This is a genomic window from Vibrio sp. IB15 (assembly GCF_016406055.1).
GTDB classification, from domain to species: Bacteria; Pseudomonadota; Gammaproteobacteria; order Enterobacterales; family Vibrionaceae; genus Vibrio; species Vibrio chagasii.
Genome location: NZ_JAEFCE010000033.1, coordinates 19,631 through 36,927 on the forward strand (window position 1 = coordinate 19,631; position 17,297 = coordinate 36,927).

General features: G+C 45.1%; 15 protein-coding genes. 3 read left to right on the forward strand and 12 right to left on the reverse strand.

What is annotated here, in order from left to right:
* Positions 1-17: 17 nt before the first annotated feature.
* The gene (gene ompW / locus JC606_RS13370; protein ID WP_198778743.1) at positions 18-659 is read right to left on the reverse strand and encodes an outer membrane protein OmpW; all 642 of its coding nucleotides are present in this window, start codon (positions 657-659) and stop codon (positions 18-20) included.
* A gap of 397 nt (positions 660-1,056) precedes the next feature.
* Between ompW and glgC the strand changes: the two genes are divergently transcribed.
* The gene (glgC, locus tag JC606_RS13375; protein ID WP_198778758.1) at positions 1,057-2,277 is read left to right on the forward strand and encodes a glucose-1-phosphate adenylyltransferase; all 1,221 of its coding nucleotides are present in this window, start codon (positions 1,057-1,059) and stop codon (positions 2,275-2,277) included.
* A gap of 107 nt (positions 2,278-2,384) precedes the next feature.
* Here the strand turns inward: glgC and JC606_RS13380 are convergent, their stop codons facing one another.
* Together JC606_RS13380 and JC606_RS13385 are read right to left on the reverse strand one after the other, a co-directional pair.
* Complete coding sequence (locus JC606_RS13380; RefSeq protein WP_198778744.1) at positions 2,385-3,815, reverse strand: YfcC family protein; 1,431 nt, start codon at positions 3,813-3,815, stop codon at positions 2,385-2,387.
* 410 nt (positions 3,816-4,225) lie between these two features.
* On the reverse strand, positions 4,226-4,810 hold the full coding sequence (locus JC606_RS13385) for a hypothetical protein (RefSeq protein WP_198778745.1): 585 nt from the start codon (positions 4,808-4,810) through the stop codon (positions 4,226-4,228).
* 507 nt (positions 4,811-5,317) lie between these two features.
* On the opposite strand from JC606_RS13385, the gene hpf reads away from it, so the two are divergent.
* Together hpf and JC606_RS13395 are read left to right on the forward strand one after the other, a co-directional pair.
* Positions 5,318-5,674 (forward strand): ribosome hibernation-promoting factor, HPF/YfiA family, encoded by a 357-nt coding sequence (hpf, locus tag JC606_RS13390; protein WP_128163573.1) that lies wholly within the window; start codon positions 5,318-5,320, stop codon positions 5,672-5,674.
* Between the two features lie 220 nt (positions 5,675-5,894).
* Positions 5,895-6,050: a DUF3012 domain-containing protein gene (locus JC606_RS13395; RefSeq protein ID WP_081090369.1), complete on the forward strand. Its 156-nt coding sequence runs from the start codon at positions 5,895-5,897 to the stop codon at positions 6,048-6,050.
* Between the two features lie 183 nt (positions 6,051-6,233).
* Here the strand turns inward: JC606_RS13395 and phnE (JC606_RS13400) are convergent, their stop codons facing one another.
* From phnE (JC606_RS13400) to dgcN, 9 genes are all read right to left on the reverse strand, one after another.
* Complete coding sequence (phnE, locus tag JC606_RS13400; RefSeq protein ID WP_198778746.1) at positions 6,234-7,037, reverse strand: phosphonate ABC transporter, permease protein PhnE; 804 nt, start codon at positions 7,035-7,037, stop codon at positions 6,234-6,236.
* On the reverse strand, positions 7,037-7,849 hold the full coding sequence (gene phnE, locus JC606_RS13405; protein ID WP_061033843.1) for a phosphonate ABC transporter, permease protein PhnE: 813 nt from the start codon (positions 7,847-7,849) through the stop codon (positions 7,037-7,039). The genes phnE (JC606_RS13400) and phnE (JC606_RS13405) overlap by 1 nt, the downstream gene beginning before the upstream one ends.
* The gene (phnC, locus tag JC606_RS13410; RefSeq protein ID WP_017631561.1) at positions 7,837-8,607 is read right to left on the reverse strand and encodes a phosphonate ABC transporter ATP-binding protein; all 771 of its coding nucleotides are present in this window, start codon (positions 8,605-8,607) and stop codon (positions 7,837-7,839) included. The genes phnE (JC606_RS13405) and phnC overlap by 13 nt, the downstream gene beginning before the upstream one ends.
* A gap of 121 nt (positions 8,608-8,728) precedes the next feature.
* Positions 8,729-9,769 carry a phosphate/phosphite/phosphonate ABC transporter substrate-binding protein gene (gene phnD, locus JC606_RS13415; protein ID WP_102425933.1) on the reverse strand — a complete coding sequence of 347 codons (1,041 nt, stop codon included), beginning with the start codon at positions 9,767-9,769 and terminating at the stop codon, positions 8,729-8,731.
* A gap of 255 nt (positions 9,770-10,024) precedes the next feature.
* Positions 10,025-11,245: a glycerophosphodiester phosphodiesterase family protein gene (locus JC606_RS13420; protein ID WP_137408805.1), complete on the reverse strand. Its 1,221-nt coding sequence runs from the start codon at positions 11,243-11,245 to the stop codon at positions 10,025-10,027.
* 269 nt (positions 11,246-11,514) lie between these two features.
* The gene (locus tag JC606_RS13425) at positions 11,515-12,867 is read right to left on the reverse strand and encodes a sigma-54-dependent transcriptional regulator (RefSeq protein WP_198778747.1); all 1,353 of its coding nucleotides are present in this window, start codon (positions 12,865-12,867) and stop codon (positions 11,515-11,517) included.
* Positions 12,864-14,837, reverse strand: coding sequence for an ATP-binding protein (locus tag JC606_RS13430; protein WP_137408807.1), 1,974 nt, complete (start codon positions 14,835-14,837; stop codon positions 12,864-12,866). The genes JC606_RS13425 and JC606_RS13430 overlap by 4 nt, the downstream gene beginning before the upstream one ends.
* Before the next feature lie 299 nt (positions 14,838-15,136).
* Positions 15,137-16,123, reverse strand: coding sequence for an N-acetyl-D-Glu racemase DgcA (gene dgcA / locus JC606_RS13435; protein ID WP_137408808.1), 987 nt, complete (start codon positions 16,121-16,123; stop codon positions 15,137-15,139).
* A 57-nt stretch (positions 16,124-16,180) separates the two neighbouring features.
* Positions 16,181-17,188: an N-acetyltransferase DgcN gene (dgcN, locus tag JC606_RS13440; protein WP_137408809.1), complete on the reverse strand. Its 1,008-nt coding sequence runs from the start codon at positions 17,186-17,188 to the stop codon at positions 16,181-16,183.
* Positions 17,189-17,297 lie beyond the last annotated feature (109 nt).

Below are 17,297 nucleotides of genomic sequence, written 5' to 3' on the forward strand. Positions count from 1 at the left end.
GTAAACTGAATCGTAGGTTAGAAGTTGTAACCACCACCGATCATGAATACCCATGGGTCGATATCAACGTCTGTTGAGAACTGTTGGCCGTTAAACTTATATTTTGCAGTAGTACCGATATCTGCATACCAAACCGATGCGTTCAGGAACCAATCTTCATTGATCATGTAATCCATACCAATGTTTGCTGCCAAACCCCAAGAATCATCAAGAGACAGATCGCTTAAACCTAGATCTTTTGCTCCTTGGTTTAGTGACTCATCGAAGAATACAGTGTAGTTGATACCAGCACCCACGTATGGACGGAAGTCGCTGTTCGCTTCACCAAAGTAGTATTGAACCATGAAAGTTGGCGGCAAGTGTTTCGTGTCAGCGATTTCACCTAGACCAGTAGCTGAAATATTGTGGGAGAAAGGACTCGCAGCTAATACTTCAAAGCTGATGTTGTCAGTGAACATGTAACCGAAAGTCAGGCCAAGTTGAGTGTTTGAGTCTTCAGAAAATTCTGTATTCGGGTCATTTAAAACTGCGCCGCTGCTGTCGTTTGGAGATACTGTTGCTGCACCTGCACGGATGATGAAATCACCTTCTTTATGAGCAAGAACATTCGTTGACATAAGAGCCGCAATAACCGCAATACCACATACTGTTTTTTTCATTATTATTTCCTTGAGGGCTTCATTTTATTGGTGAATGAGTAATCATTTCTTATTTTGCGTGCAAGTTATCACAGAATACCCCTACTTTATTGATGGAAATCAATTTGTGAAAGGTTGTGACTACTTATGTAAAATTATATCAACCCGATCACTTTATCCCTTCATTTTATTGACAGTTTTGTAATGCGACTTTTCCGCACATCACTTTGTTAACTCTACCTTTTCACTTTGCTCGGATCTCTTTGGATCAAAATAGAGCAAGCTAATATTCTAAATGCATCAATGTGGTGCAACAGGATAGAAATCTTCATTCCCTCTTTTAATATTCAATGGGTTACATTTGGCTTAGTGCTTGCAGGACCATATGCATAATCATAAATACATTGAGGTTCTGACTATGCAAGACACTCTAACAATCGTTCTGGCCGGCGGTGTTGGCTCTCGGCTTTCCCCTCTCACCGATAACCGCGCAAAACCTGCGGTGCCTTTTGGTGGCAAATATCGAATCATCGATTTCACGCTCGCGAACTGCCTGCACTCCGGGCTTCGCCAAATACTGGTACTGACTCAGTACAAATCTCACTCTTTGCAAAAACACTTACGTGATGGTTGGTCGGTGCTTAACCCCGAGCTCGGCGAATACATCACTAATGTTCCCCCGCAAATGCGTACAGGTGACAGCTGGTATAGCGGCACAGCCGATGCGATTTATCAAAACTTATATTTGCTGTCGCGTAGTGAAGCCAAACATGTAGTGGTCTTATCCGGCGATCATATCTACCGGATGGATTACGCCCCAATGCTCAAGCAACATAAGCAGAATGAAGCTGACTTAACGGTAGCCTGCATGGAGGTTTCGATTGATGAGGCCAAGGAATTTGGTGTGATGGAGATAGATGAGTCTCTACAAATCAATAACTTTACCGAAAAACCGCGTTACCCCGCGAGCGTACCCGGCAGGCCAACACGAAGTATGGCTTCTATGGGAATTTACATCTTCGACAAAGAAGTACTGACCCAGGCGTTATTGGCAGACGCAGAAGACCCAGATTCAAGCCATGATTTTGGTAAAGACATCATTCCCAAGTTAGTCGGCAACAACAGTGTTTATGCGTATAAGTTTGGTGACGAAGAAGGGCGCGTAACCCAAGATGCTTACTGGAGAGATGTGGGTACGATCGACTCTTATTATCAATCGAACATGGATTTGTTAAAGCCAACTTCGCCAATCGATTTGTATCAGCCAGATTGGGCAATTCGTACATATGAGCCGCAACTGCCGCCCGCACGCACCATCGCTTCGGTAGAGGGGAATCAAGGGATTTTCATCAACTCGATGATCGCGAATGGCGTAGTGATTGAAGGTGGTTCAGCGCAAAACTCTATCTTCTTCCCGAAGGTAAAAGTGAGCAACGCGGCAATCGTGATTGATAGTATCTTGTTTGAAGATGTTGAGATTGGACGAAACTGCCACATTCAAAACTGCATCATAGATAAGAACGTGAAAGTACCAGATGGAACCCAAATTGGTCTTGATAGCCTTGCGGACGCCAAGCGTTTCCACATTTCGAAACAAGGTGTCATCGTCGTACCCTCCTCTTATCAGTTTGAAGAGTAATGCTCTACCTCGGGTAGCTTCACCTCAAATTATAAAGGCAGCGATTTCGCTGCCTTTATAGTTATTGGATTGTTTCAAGCAAAACTTATCCGACTAAAGCCCGAGCCTTAGAATGGACCTAACTCAATCATTTGAGCAATCACGACTGAAATCAGAGCGCCCACCGACCAGAACAAGAATAGCGGTAAGAAGAAACGCACCCACTTACCATAAGGGACTTTCGCAATCGCCAGTACCGCCAGCAAGCCACCGTTGGTTGGATAAATGTAATTCGAAATACCATCACCCAATTGAGACGCCAACGCAGCAACTTGACGAGTCACTTCACCAATATCTGCCAGTGGAATGATAATTGGCATGGTGATCACCGCTTGACCACTTCCCGACGGGATAAACAGGTTAATCGCAGCTTGTGAGAAGTAGATACCTGCCGCCGCAACAAGCTTAGAGCTGCCTGAAATGATCTGCGCAAGGTAGTAGATAATCGAGTCGACAATCTTCGCGTCTTCCATGATGGTCAACACCGAACGCGCAAAGAAGATGATCAACACCGCAACTAATACATCGCTGACACCTTTAGTCCAATATTCACAAATCTTGTTAGGAGACAATCCTGCCACCAAGCCAGGAATGATCGCCATTGCCACAAACGCACCTGCGATCTCAGTAAAGCCAAAGCCCATCGTCAGAGTACCTAAGATCATGTATGCGAACACGCCTAAGAATGCGATACCTGCTAGCTTCTCACGAACCGTCAGAGATTTAGCTTCAACGTTTGATTCGTAGTGGTAACCCGTGCCGTGTAACAAACCCTTAGTTGGATCTTGTTTTACTTTTCTTGCGTAATTCAACACATACCAAGCACCGGTCAGCAGCATAAACATGCCGACAATAAAGCGATACCACATGCCTGAATACAAAGGCAGCTCAGCGATAGTATGTGCAATCCCCGTGAAGAATGGATTCGCCAACGCCGCAGCAAAACCCGCACAACTTGCCAGTAGCACAACACCTAACGCTGTGATCGCATCGTATCCAAGCTTGATACAGATCGGAATCATCAACGAGATGAAAATAACATCCAATTCACGCATACCAGTGAAGGTTACGTTGAAGAAGATCGCCGTCATGATCACTGGTGCGATCACATACAAGCCTTGCTTTTTAAGCTTAGTGGTAAGCGCGACGACCGAAGCGTCTAGCAGCCCCATGTGTTTGATGATACCGAAAGCACCACCAACAAACACCACAACACCCATCACGCCAGAAGCGGATTTGAAGCCTTTAAAAAATGATTCGAAAAAAGAGGCTAATGTTGTTGGGTTGCTTGCCAATAGTGTATAGCTGTCTGGGTCGATCACCGTGCGGCCATTCATAACCACTCGTTCAAACTCGCCTGCAGGGATAAAGTAGGTTGCGATTGCTGCAACGATTACCATGATGACCAAAGAAAGAAATGGATGGTTTACTTCTTTCTCTGTCGAAGCTGTATTACCAGCTGGAGATGTAGGTACGGATGTAGATACCGTAGACGTCATATAGACTCCTTACTTTTCAGCAACCAAGCAATACTTGGCGCCAGGGGGATTTTTGGAAAAACGAAACCCTTCACGCAGAACATAGTTCGCGCTAACTAGGCTGTTTCTAAAAGGCCTTTGATAGATGGTGCTCTCAAATGTACATAGTGAAGTAGTGAGAACTACTCTCTTTGCGTCCGAGCAAAATGCAGATGTTCGGCCAAGTCAGGCCAAACTGAATGAGGTCATTACAAGCAGATAAACAGAAAAAGACTGTTTTGGTAATGCGTTTTTTATCAATTACAAAGACAAGCGGCGCATACTAGCATAACGAGCAGTAAAATGTCAGAAAAGTGTGAGTTAAGTCATATTTTGGTAGAGCAATAAAAAAGCGCCCTGCAAACCAGAGCGCTTTTCGGAATTGAATAAAACTACTTAGGAGCTAGCTCGTAGTTCTCTTGCATCTCATGAGGAGCAATACCGTACTCATAATCCGCTAAGTAACCTTCCTTATAAACCTTCATCCCTTTTTCATCCCAGCTCACTTTAATCACGGCTGTTTTGCCATCTTCGCTGCCCATTAGTTCAAGCATTTCAGCATCAATCTTAATCGCTTTGATGGTTTTAATTCGGTTAAACGGCTTGAACTCAGTGGTCGACGTTGGCAGTGAACCATAGCTGCTGATCCACGTCTCTTTTGGCACCAACCATTGGTTGAAAACATCATCAACAATCGCCTTAGGCATACTTGCAATAACCACATCGTCCGTCATCTCGTTGTTCGTTTCTAAGCTGTAACCACCTTTTCCGTCAGAAACGTAGGTCGGGAATTCAGTGCCTATTTCAGATTCAGCAGGCAAACGGCCTAGCGTCACAGACTTTTTAACGTACAGCTCTGCAGTTTCAAATTGCTGCATGATCTCTGGAATTTTCTGAAACTCAACAGGCGCAGCAAAAGCATTAAAAGCGAAAGAAAGTGAAGCTGCAACAGCAGCCAATTTAACAGGCATTTTCATGGTAACGGATCCAAATTTAACGACGGTGTTATGGTATTCCGTACTAACAGGTATCTCAATAAACTACCGCAGTCCTTGATGGTAATTGTGATATTGAGTGACGAATGCATAAATAGTTAGTGCGTTACTCAGACCTGTCGAAGCTTTGAAGCAAATTTCAATATGGAGTGGGCAGTTGAGTGTCTATAAATTAGAGTCTAGTGGTAACTTATTTATCAAAAACAAAAGAAGTTAGCCAAGTGACAAATTCGGAATTATAAAACCGATGAAGAGATATTCACTAGAGTGGCGCTCATAATTAGAGCAAATCATCAAGGATGGAGTATTTTTGAACATGTCTCGAAAACACAAAACATAATATGCGATCAGTTATTCGGACTTTCAAGGGAGTAAGTAGAGATTATTTGATAACACTGAAGTCAATCACACATGTGTACTTTCTCTATTGGTTAATCTATCCGATGTTTGCTACGTTTAAATGATACAGTCATTGGAAAGGTATGATTTATGAAAATAAACGTTCAAACACATCACGTATCAATTAACGACGACTCACGTAAAGACATCGAAGGTAAGTTCGAAAAGATATCTAACCATTTTCCATCACTGATCAGCTGCGACATCATCATTACCAAAGAACATGGTCAACATCAGGTTGAAGTGTTCACCAACTACGAAGGTGTACGTGTAACAGCAAAAGCGACAGATGACGTTATGTACCCAGCTATTTCATCAGCTATCAAAAAGCTAGAAGCTGGCCTAAGCAACCGTAAGGGACAATTGAAAGCAGATCTACACGAGAAACCAACAAGTACCAAGCCAGAGATTGCTTCGGACATCATCCAAGAGATGAAACTGGTATAACTCCTCAAGTAGTCAAAGCTTACCGATAAAAGAAGCTTATTAAGAATGTCAAAGCCAGCACATGTTGCTGGCTTTTTCGATCTTGAGACTCCGTCATCCCTTCTCGTTACCAAATCGCGACTTCAGCTCAAATCTATATCGCCGGCCCCTGATAGCTATGACAATCATCAGTAGTATTTGATAGAGTTATCCGAAATCTAGCCCAAACGGAATAATTGTTATGAAGAAAGTCACGTTGATCCTTTTCCTAGCCACTCAATTAATGGCTTGTACAGAAGTTGGCAGTGAAGCTTGGTGTGAAGATATGAAAGAGAAACCAAAAGGTGACTGGACGGCGAATGAAGCGGGTGACTTTGCGAAACACTGTATTTTCTAAGCGCTCGCTCTCCGTTAAATACAGTTTAATACAGTTTAATACAGAACACACCGCATAAAAAAACGACCGCTAGGTAGACCGAATTACCTAGGGTCGTTTGAGCTTTAAAATGCTAGATAGGCAAGCTCTCAACTTTCACACGAAACACATGTCATAAAAAACATAGTGAACACAACACACCGATTAAATCAGTTTGTTACGGATGTGGATAACCACCGCTTCTGCAACGATAACCACCGCAAAAATACTCACTAATACCATCGAAACTTTTTGCCATTCAAAAAGGTTTTGCGCATCGTTAAGCACCACGCCAATACCACCAGCGCCCACCAAACCCAATACCGCAGATTCACGAACGTTGATGTCCCAACGGAATAACACGATTGAGTAGAACGCTGGCATCACTTGTGGCCAATACCCTTTCAACAAGATACTCATCCACGAAGCACCCGTTGCGCGTAAGGCTTCAATAGGCCCCATGTTCACTTCGGCAATGGCTTCCGCTAACAGCTTCCCTACAAAGCCGATACTGCGAATTGCAATTGCCATGATGCCGGCGAGAACACCGGGGCCAAACAGTGCGATAAACAGTAATGCCCACACCAGTGAGTTCACCGAACGTGAAGACACAAGGAAAAATTGAGCAAACCAGTTCAACGCTTTATTGGGAGTAATGTTTGGTGCATTCAACAACGCCAAAGGAATCGCGAACACCAAAGTAAACAGCGTACCTAAGGTCGCGATGTGCAACGTTTCAATCATCGCAGCGTGGATCGTTTGTGGGTAAAAAGCGTAATCCATTGGCACCATACGCTGAAACATATCAGCGAACTGAGCAGGCGCGTCAAAAAGAAATTCAGGAATCACTTCCACCGTCTGCCAAGACCAAACAATGGCACACACTAGGCTAAGGTAAACGGCGAATCGAGCCAAACGTTCATTAGGTGTAAAACGCTGCCACTCTCTATCGATAGATGCAGTTGTCATTAGAAGATTCTCCTAACAATGTTGGAAAGGAATTCACCGACAAGAATCAGTGCGATAATGGTGAGCAAGATAGCGGCAACGAAGTCATAGTCGAAACGTTGGAATGCAGAGAAAAGTGTTCCGCCAAGGCCGCCAGCCCCCACAATGCCCACCATAGTCGAATTACGCAGATTAGAATCCAACTGATAGCTTGCAAAGCCAATAAATCGCGTGAAAACCTGCGGCATCACGGCATACAGAATGACACTTACAAAGCTAGCGCCAGTCGCTTTAATTGCTTCAACCGGTTTAAAAGAGATCTCTTCAATCGCTTCAGCGAAAAGCTTAGCGATGAAGCCTATCGACGCAAACACCAAGGTCAAGATGCCAGCTAGCGCCCCAAAGCCCACCGCTTTTACAAATAAGATGGCGATGATCACTGGATGAAAAGAGCGACATAAGGCGATAAAAGCACGGACCGGCGTTGAGACGATCGCTGGCATCATATTTCTTGCAGCAAGTAGACCAAGGAATAATGAAATCACAATGCCAAAGAAGCTCGAAATAATCGCAATCTGCAAGCTCTCTGCGAGACCACTCAATAGCAAACTGGTACGTGAAAAGTCCGGCGGGAACATTCGAGATAGTAATCGTTCACTTTCACCAAAGCCGATGATCAAACGCTCAAACGTCAGCCCCAATGTCGAAAAGCTATAGAACAAATAAGCGATAACACCAGCGATGATCGCACGGTTCGTCCACGACGCTTTAAACGGGTTTTCACGGTTAGCTTGCGAAAGACTTGGCGACGAACTTGGGTTTAATCCAGCCATGACTCACCTCCGTAGATGATTTTCAGATCTTCCTCTGAGATGCCTTCTGGGCTGCCATCGTAATGCACCTTGCCATTACACATACCAATGATACGTTTGGCATAACGCTTGGCTAAGTTCACATCGTGGATATTCACCAACACCGGGATGTTTTTCTGTTCGGCAAAGGTTTCCATCAACTCCATGATCTCAACCGCGGTTTTCGGGTCAAGTGATGAGGTTGGTTCATCAGCAAGAAGGATATAAGGGTCTTGCATTACTGCACGAGCAATACCAACACGCTGCCTTTGACCGCCAGATAAGCTGTCGGCACGTTGGTTTGCAAAATCTTGCAGACCAACAAATTCCAGTAACTCAAACGCTTTTGCTAAGTCTTGTGCTGAGTAGTTACGGCGCCACGCATTCCAAGCGGTCATGTAACCTAAACGCCCACTCAACACGTTTTCGATAACCGTTAAACGCTCTACCAAGTTGTACTCTTGAAAGACCATGCCGATATGGCGGCGCTGTTTACGAAGTGCTTGGCCTTTTAGTTGAGTCAGGTCGGCACCATCGAAAATGATCTCCCCTTGGCTAGGGTCATTAAGACGGTTAATACAACGTAGAAGCGTACTTTTACCGGTACCTGACGGTCCGATAATCGCGATGATACCAGGCTCGTCGATATCAATATTAATGCCTTTAAGGATTGGCTTGCCTGCCACATATTCATGAAATAGGTTGTTGATCTTTATTCCGTCATAGCTTGCTACGGCCATACTGCATTTCCTTGTGCGAATTTTAGAATGATCTATGCCCTACCCGCGAGGGCATAGATACTGGTACCAATCGTAGTAAGTAACTGGTATTGGTTGAGGTAAGTGTTCTGAGAACTAAGGGTTAGCCGTTGTTTGCTTGTTTCGCTAACTCAGCGGCTTTTTTCTTTGCGCGTTTAGCAGCGTCTTTTTCAGCCAGTTTTTTCAAACCTGCTTTGGTGTAAGCCGTGCCTGTCGCATGAGCAATATCACGAATTACGCCCCACTCTTCCTTATAGCTGATTGGCGAGAAACGGTCTGCACCTTTGAATGATGCACTCATCTCTGGTGTGAAGCGGTAGCTGAAGAAGGCTTCGTTGATCTTCTCAACTAGCTCTGGTTTTAGGTTGTAAGCGTAACCGAAAGCAGACGTTGGGAATCGTGGGCTGCGGTAGATGATCTTAAGCTCAGAATCATCAACACGACCTGCTGCTACCATACGATCGTACACGTCAGATGCCACAGGTGCTGCATCATAGTCTCCATTGAAGACACCTAGGATAGATTGGTCGTGTTTACCTGAGTACAGCACTTTGTAGTCTTCATCTGGCACTAACCCTTTAGCTGGGAATAACGCACGAGGAGCTAGGTTGCCAGAGTTTGATGATGCAGAAGTGTGTGCAACCTTTTTACCTTTTAGATCAGCCATTGTGTTGATGCCACTGTCTTTGCGCACAATGGTGATCAGATTGTAACCTTGGAAACCAGACTCATCGCCTTTCACTGCAATTGGAACGTAACCCGCTAGGTTAACCGCGTAACCAGTTGGACCCGTAGAGAAACCAGCAACGTGCAAACGACCAGAACGCATCGCTTCTACTTGTGCAGAGTTCGAGTGCACCGTGTAGTAGATCACTCGCTTACCTGTGATTTTACTTAGGTGAGCTTGGAAGTCGGCAAACGCATCTTTGTATAGCGCTGGGTCTTCTACTGGTGTGTAGGTAAACACAAGCGTACTTGGATCATTCCACTCGTCTGGATTCTTTGGTGAATCTGCCACCAAATCTTGGTTTTCATCACAGTATCGATCGTCTAACACACCACGGCTAGAGCAGTCGCTTGCCATAGCCATTGAAGGAAGTAGTAATGAGCTAGCGATTAACAGTCCTTTAACACTGATTTTCATATTCAAACCTTACTTTTACTTATTGTTGAAAGTCACCTTCGCTATTGCAGCCTTCGTGCCATATTTTTATTTGCTAAATTTCAATGACTTACAACAAAAATCAAACTAACCAAGATCTTTTGAGTCATTGATGTCCAACTCAAAACCAATCATTTGGGTCATTTCTGTCCCATCAACCTTGATGGTAAAAAAAGAGCCCGAAGGCTCTTTGGTTCACTGCTTTTTCTCTTATTATTCTTCAATAATCCAGATAACTTAGGCGTCGCTGTCCATGCAGTTTGCGTAGTAAGTGACCGTTGCAGGCCAGTCACTGAATACGCCCATCACACCCACATCTTGTGCTAACACATCGAGCATTTTCATCATGTCGCCATCATTGTTGATACCATCTTTCACGCTCTTGTAGTACCAACCGCCGCCTTGCGCTAGTGGGCCTGAACGCTCCAGAGTCCATGCGATAATGTCGAGGTCTGCATCTTTAGCGAGCTTAGCGTAATTAGATGCAACCAGTTCGTTATTCTCATCTAGATCAACCAGAGCAAACAGGGGTGGCGCGATGATGTTTACACCCGCATCGTGCAGCTCTTTCATGTTCTCAACAGAAGCGACAAAGTCCGCTTGCTCGTAAACACGGTCATCAAGATAAACGGCTTGTTTACCGAATTTTGGTGCTGCTTTGATCCAGTACTTCACATCATCTAGGTTGAACGATTGCAAGTAAGTCTCTGAAGGTGCAAAGCCCGCATCTTTTAGTTCATCCACCAGCTTTTGCGCGTACATCTCTTGGCTGAAGCCATTGAAAGGCATCTCAACCGCTGCCGATTTCAATTCAGGTGTCACCTTCACACCGTGTTCTTTAAACAGCGCCGCACTTTCTGCGTGTGTCATCAACGTCCCGCTCTGGCTGTATAGATCCGTTCGCCAACCCGGAGTGCCGTTCATGTACTCTTCGACTGTGGTTGCTTTCGGGTTCGCCCCATCCATTTTTCCTTTTAACGTCTTAAACTCCGCCAGCGTGAAATCGGAAGTACGACACTCAACCTGAGCATCTTCGCCTGTCGCAGGGTTCGCCGGTTTAAATGGAACTGAACACTTCTTAGCAAGCTCTGGGTGAGCCAATACATCGGTTGTGGTGTGCAGGTCACTTTGAGAATGTCGACACACCAATTCCTTATCTTTAGTGAAAGTAACATCACACTCTACGACACCGGCTCCCATCTGAATCGCCGCTAAGTAAGATTCTTTAGTGTGCTCGGGAAACTGCATTGCAGCTCCACGATGCCCAATAGAAAAATCACTACGATGAAAAGGCCCTTCGCTACAGCTGAGCAGCTTGGTTTTCAAAGGGCTCTCGTCCATATTGTTGACTAAAAAGAGGGGACGAGGTCCTAGGTTTGCTGACTCTGTCGCCGCCCATGCTGTCATTGAGCTAACGCCGAGTATCAGAGCAATCGAACCTTTCAGTATTTGCTTCATGTTTGTATCTCCTTGCAACAAGCAATTATTTTTCTAATTTCCTTAATCCGGTCATTTCTATTTTTCTGATATGACCTCATGTGGTCTGATGCCACAATGTTGGGATTGCACGCTTTGTGCCAAATGTTAAAACTCTTTTATTACAATTACTTGAAACAGTTAATCATTCGACTAAATGATAAATGGGTCATTGTTGTCTTGTGCTTTTTCTTCCGCTTTGTCTTTTGGTTTATGTTTGCTCTTTGCTCCTCAAGAACCAAGTTAATGAGTTAGGCTTTAAAGCTCTCTTTATCCAACTGGTGTTTCTTCATTTTTCGATAAAGCGTTTTTCGGGGCAGATTCAGCTTGCTTGATACCTCATTGATATTGCCTGCGCTCTCTATCAAGGCTTCGGTTAATACATTTCTCTCGTACTGCTCCATCTGCTTTTCAAAGGCGAAATCTTCCCCAGTCGATTCACAAATTGGCGATTGCAGACCAAAGCCATCGCCGACAATGCCGAGTACAAATCGGTCGGCAACATTACGTAACTCACGTACGTTTCCGGGCCATTCATGTCGGCACAACTGTTGTATCTGTTCGGGATAAATCGTCGAAGGACGCGTCTTGTATTTGTGGCTTGCTTGAATCACAAAGTGGCGGAACAATACCTGAATGTCCTCTTTGCGTTGGCGCAGTGGCGGGAGATTAAGGCTGGCAATATTTAAGCGATAGAAGAGGTCGGCTCTAAATTCACCTGATTCACTGAGGCTTGCGAGGTCAGCTTTACTGGCAGCGACGACTACAATATCGACAGGTATCAATTCATTGCCACCAACACGCTCGATCACTCGTTCTTGAATCACACGTAGCAACTTAATCTGCACTGCAATCGGCATGCTTTCAATTTCATCCAGGAAAAGAGTGCCACCATTGGCTTGTTCTATTTTGCCGATGCGTTTCTTATTGGCGCTGGTAAACGAGCCCGCTTCATGACCAAACAGCTCACTCTCAATAATGCTCTCTGTCATGCCACCACAGTTTATTGCGACAAACGGCTTTGCCTTACGACGGCTAAACTGATGTAAGGCGCGAGCAATCACCTCTTTGCCCGTTCCAGTCTCGCCGTTAATGATGGTGTCGACGCCAGTATGAGAGAGCGCAAGCACTTGCTTACGTATGGTGTCCATCGCTTTGGATTGCCCGATAACCACAGATTCAATCGGTAGTTCTGTATCCCGTTCGTCGTCTAACGTTGCAGGGCTGTTGTGCTGACACTGTGCCAACGCCAAGTCGAGCTTTTCTACCAACTCACTGGCATTGAGAGGTTTCTCCAGAAAGTCGAACGCACCCAACTTCATCGCCTCTATCGCCATCGGAATATCACCATGCCCGCTCATCAGTAATACCGGAACATTGGCTGCGCGATGTTGGATTGAGCTCAACAACGTAAGCCCGTCAACTTGTGGCATTCGCACATCACACAGCACCACCAACTGACTATTTGCTTTGAGGGATTTTAGGCCAAGGTTTGGGTCGGTAAAGCTAGTGACACGGAAACCCTCGAGTTCCAACATTTCACTCACGGCTTCAACAACGTCGGTTTCATCGTCGATAAGAACTATGTGTTTTTCTGAAGTCATGAGTTTGTGCCTTTTGGTAGAGTGACGATAAAGGTGGTGCCTTGGTGTTCAATCGATTCGACGTGAATCGAGCCGCCAAAGTCTTTAATTATGTTGTATGCGATAGACAAACCGAGCCCGAGCCCCTTACCGGTTATCTTACGGGTATAAAATGGGTCGAACAGATAAGGAATGTCCTCTTCGGGTATTCCTAATCCATTGTCCTTAACTGCAATTTGAATAGTGTTCAGATACTCTTGAGTGGAGATGCTGAGCTGGGGCCGCTCCCTGTGTTCAACGGCATCCAACGCATTGCTGATTAAATTCACCAGCACCTGCTCTAAGCGAATGCTGTTGGCTCGCACCATTTGATCGCTTTGTAGGGAATACTGAATTGACACCCTACTCTGCCGAGTTTCAAAGAGGTCGATCGCATCGCCAATCACCTTCTCCACCTCGACGTTATCAATTTTGCCGTCACTCTTGCGTGAGAAGGCTTTCAAGTGACGTGTAATCGCAGCCACTTTGTCTAATAAGATCTCGATCTTTTTCAGGTTCTCTTCTGCTCTGTCTGGCCTTTGCTTACCTAACCATAATTGAGCACTTCGAACGTGACTGTTTGCTGCGGTCAGAGGTTGATTGATCTCGTGAGTAATGCCGACACTTAACTGCCCCAACGCGGCCAGTTTTCCAGCTTGAATGAGCTCATCCTGAGTAACACGCAGCTTGGCCTCGGCTAAGGTGCGCTCTTCTACCTCTGCCTCCAATTTTCGGTTGGTTTGCTTGACGACTTTGGCGGTGGTTTGAAATACCTTTAAGTACTTAGCCATTTGCGTCACTTCGTCTTTGCCACGAATCGCGACTTCGGTATCTAAATGGCCCGTAGAAATCGCGAACATGTTGTCTTTAAGCTGTAATAGCCTTTCCAAAATACTCTTGCGCACATAGAACCATGAGATAGCCGCGGCAGCTAACACACTAAAAAGAGAGAGAAAAAGTGACAAACGTTGGTTCGATTGCAAAGAGTGTTGCGCCTGCTGAATCGACTGATCAATATTGCGGTTCACTTGGCTAGTGTTACGTTCGATTTGTACCGTTAACTGATTCAAATGCTCACGGCTGTTTTGTAAGAAATATTGCTCTTGATAGAGATGGTCGAGCGCTTTGTTTTTCAGCCCATACAAGCTGCTATCACTTGAGGCTAGGTTGTAAATCACGGTAAGTTGATTGTCCAATGTTGGAAAATCACTTCTTAGATCGCCACTTACCCATAGCTGCCACCATTCTTCTCCAACCTGCTCAAGTCGTAAACTGGTGTAATCCAGCTCATTAAAACTGGCGTCGTTATACAGTTTTTCTACCAAGCCTAATTGGTAGTACAGCAGGGACTTTAATTGCGTGAATTGAACCTGCTCTTTGGCTGAATCAGGCAAGCTATCGAGTAAATCACTGGCTTGCTGCAATAGCGGGTAAAAGCCTTCGAGTAGATTTCGAAGTTCTTGGTTGAGCTGTTCAGATTCAATCTCACTTTGGTACAACAGACTGAGGCTATTGTTAACTTGAGCAATAAGATCTTTAAAATAGGAGTGATAATCCGGAAATTGCACCATAACGCTATTCATAACTGAAATAGCATCTTCAATTTTAAGCATCGCTTGTTTACGCTCTAAATTGGATTCCGCATCACTGAGTTGAGATGAGGTTGTGATAATGACACGCACCATGTCATTTAAGCGGGCTGCGTTATCTAAAGCGGGGATTTCACTCTCTTTTAGCTCAACAAGGCGTTGATTTAGGTTATCAAAGGTGAAACTGGAGACTACCGAGAGGAAGATGGTAGTCATCGATAACATGGCTAACGCCAGCACCAAACGTAGCTCTATGCCTTTCCAGCCAAACCACTTACGACGCGGAATCTTTATCGGAAATGGACGTTCAAAACGGTCCTTGTTGTCTATCACCTCTGAGACACGACTACTCACTCGCCCCACCTTCTTCTAATCAAAAACCAACAGTAAAGGTCAATGATTCAATCAGTTAGGTGGTTAGCCCGACTTAAAGCCACTTCAAATAGTTTTAGTGAAACTATGAAAACAAGAGCAATCATTAACATTTCACATAAAACACCATAACAATTATTTTATAAACCCCGGACTGTCTGTTTTGAGAGAGAAGAAAGTGACTTCACCGACAGAAACGTGATTACTCTATCAATATAAAAAATCGCATAGGCTTTCACCTATGCGATTTCATCAATATCACGTCAATTTAATAGCCGAGACTCAACGAGTTAAAGAATGATCATCCCATCTTGATAAATCAGTGCTGGCGACACGTCTTGACCAAGTAATACAGGGCCGTCGAGGTCGACAATTTCAGACTGCACAGCAATAGGCAGCGCTGCACGCATGGCCAATGAAGTGCCAAGCATACAGCCAGACATAAGAGTAAACCCAAGCCTTTGCGCTTCTTCGGCAAGTGCTAATGCTTCTGTCAGACCACCAGTTTTATCCAGCTTGATGTTGACCATTTCATACTTGCCCAATAGCGACGAAAGCTGCGACGTGGTGTGGCAGCTTTCATCAGCACACAGTGGGATAGGATGCTTGATGTGTGCCAGCGAGGCATCATGCTGTTGTGGTAAAGGTTGCTCGATCATCGCGATATCAAACTCAGCCAATTGGTTAAACAGTTCTTCAAGATTCAGCCCTGCCCACGCTTCATTGGCGTCCAGTACAATTTTAACCCCAGGAGCCGCTTCTCGGACAGCGCGCACACGCTCTACTACTTGCTCACCATCAAGCTTCACTTTTAAGAGTTTCGCACCGTTCGCCACATAATCTCGAGCTTGTATTGCCATCGCTTCTGGTGTGCCAATCGAGACTGTCATTGCGGTAACAATCTGCGTTGGTAACTCGAACAAGCGATTCGGAAAGATCTGGTCGTTCTGCTGCGCTTGATAATCCCAAAGCGCACAATCGATAGCATTACGTGCAGCCCCTCCAGTCAATAAAGACTGAAGATGATCTCGTAATTCTTCAGGATCGGTCATACCACGCTCAAAAGCCGTTTCAAGAGAGCTAGCAGCTTGTTGAATTTGCGCCAACACAGACTCGGATGACTCACCATAACGTGGATAAGGCGTGCACTCGCCTTGCGCTTGTTTACCATTATGTTCGATGTAAACGCGAACAACATGACACTCTGTTCGGCTGCCTCGAGAGATGCGAAAAGGCGTTTGCATCGCGATAGTAATAGGTTCTGCAGTAATCTTCATAATTTCACTCGGTTGATGTTCGCTTTAACAAATGGAAACGTAGAAATGATGAAATCGTTAAAGTGAATGTCGCAAATGATCAGTAATATGTTGTACACCAAATCGCACTGGATCCGTCACGGGCACTTGATAAAGTGTGGTCCATTCTTGGCACAATGTCTCAGCCTCTTCAATGCTAATCGCAGATGTATTCAGGCATATACCCACCAGCTTCACATCTGGATTTGTCAGTCGCGCCGCTTGCAAATTAACGTCAATCGTCTGTTCTATCGTTGGTAATTTAGCATGCGGAAGGTTGCGAATATGTGGTCGCCCTACTTCATGACATAAAACCAACGCATCAGCTTGAGCGCCATGCAACAAACCCAAACTCACGCCAGCAAAAGATGGATTGAACAACGAACCTTGTCCTTCAATGATGTCCCACTCGTGGTCGGTAAATTCAGGGCTAATCGCTTCGACCGCGCCAGAAATGAAATCTGCAACCACAGCATCAATCGAAATACCGCAGCCTTCAATCAAGATGCCAGTCTGCCCTGTCGCTTTAAACTGAGCAGATATTCCCGCTTCTTTAAGCGATTTTTCAATCGCCAGTGCAGAAAACATCTTGCCTACCGAGCAATCAGTTCCGACAGTGAGCAGGCGCTTACCTTGACGAGGTTTACCATTACCCACGTTGAGGACACCATCAAAATGGCGTACATCATGAAGCTTAATCAATCCTCGCTGTTGCATGTCAGCAAGCGGTGAGAATTCACTCAAGCGCTGGTGCATGCCGGATGCAATCTCAAATCCCATTTCTGCAGCGGCTAATATCGTAGGTTGCCATGAGTCAGGGATAACGCCGCCCGGGTTTGCAGTGCCAATCACGAGCGTTTTCGCTCCCTGCGCTTGTGCCTGTTGCAAGGTCAGATCCGTCAAGCCAAGAGAAACGGTCTGTTCTGTTAAACGTAATTGACCAAGGCAGATTTCTGGTCGCCACTGATGAATACCACGAGCTGTTTTTGCAGCCAGAGGGTCAGTAACATCCCCAAGAAAAAGAAGGTAAGGTTGAGCGATAGACATGTGTATTCCTAATTAAGAGTCCTTGTATGGATTTACCTTAATTAAGAAGTTGAGCCCTGCCGAATGCCTATTTATCGCGTGCCTATAACATGATGTTATGGGTAGTAAT

What these genes read in the sequence shown, in the direction of transcription:
- ompW (WP_198778743.1), bottom strand. Translation starts at nt 659, where the DNA reads ATGAAAAAAACAGTATGTGGTATTGCGGTTATTGCGGCTCTTATGTCA.
- glgC (WP_198778758.1), top strand. Translation starts at nt 1,057, where the DNA reads ATGCAAGACACTCTAACAATCGTTCTGGCCGGCGGTGTTGGCTCTCGG.
- JC606_RS13380 (WP_198778744.1), bottom strand. Translation starts at nt 3,815, where the DNA reads ATGACGTCTACGGTATCTACATCCGTACCTACATCTCCAGCTGGTAAT.
- JC606_RS13385 (WP_198778745.1), bottom strand. Translation starts at nt 4,810, where the DNA reads ATGAAAATGCCTGTTAAATTGGCTGCTGTTGCAGCTTCACTTTCTTTC.
- hpf (WP_128163573.1), top strand. Translation starts at nt 5,318, where the DNA reads ATGAAAATAAACGTTCAAACACATCACGTATCAATTAACGACGACTCA.
- JC606_RS13395 (WP_081090369.1), top strand. Translation starts at nt 5,895, where the DNA reads ATGAAGAAAGTCACGTTGATCCTTTTCCTAGCCACTCAATTAATGGCT.
- phnE (WP_198778746.1), bottom strand. Translation starts at nt 7,037, where the DNA reads ATGACAACTGCATCTATCGATAGAGAGTGGCAGCGTTTTACACCTAAT.
- phnE (WP_061033843.1), bottom strand. Translation starts at nt 7,849, where the DNA reads ATGGCTGGATTAAACCCAAGTTCGTCGCCAAGTCTTTCGCAAGCTAAC.
- phnC (WP_017631561.1), bottom strand. Translation starts at nt 8,607, where the DNA reads ATGGCCGTAGCAAGCTATGACGGAATAAAGATCAACAACCTATTTCAT.
- phnD (WP_102425933.1), bottom strand. Translation starts at nt 9,769, where the DNA reads ATGAAAATCAGTGTTAAAGGACTGTTAATCGCTAGCTCATTACTACTT.
- JC606_RS13420 (WP_137408805.1), bottom strand. Translation starts at nt 11,245, where the DNA reads ATGAAGCAAATACTGAAAGGTTCGATTGCTCTGATACTCGGCGTTAGC.
- JC606_RS13425 (WP_198778747.1), bottom strand. Translation starts at nt 12,867, where the DNA reads ATGACTTCAGAAAAACACATAGTTCTTATCGACGATGAAACCGACGTT.
- dgcA (WP_137408808.1), bottom strand. Translation starts at nt 16,123, where the DNA reads ATGAAGATTACTGCAGAACCTATTACTATCGCGATGCAAACGCCTTTT.
- dgcN (WP_137408809.1), bottom strand. Translation starts at nt 17,188, where the DNA reads ATGTCTATCGCTCAACCTTACCTTCTTTTTCTTGGGGATGTTACTGAC.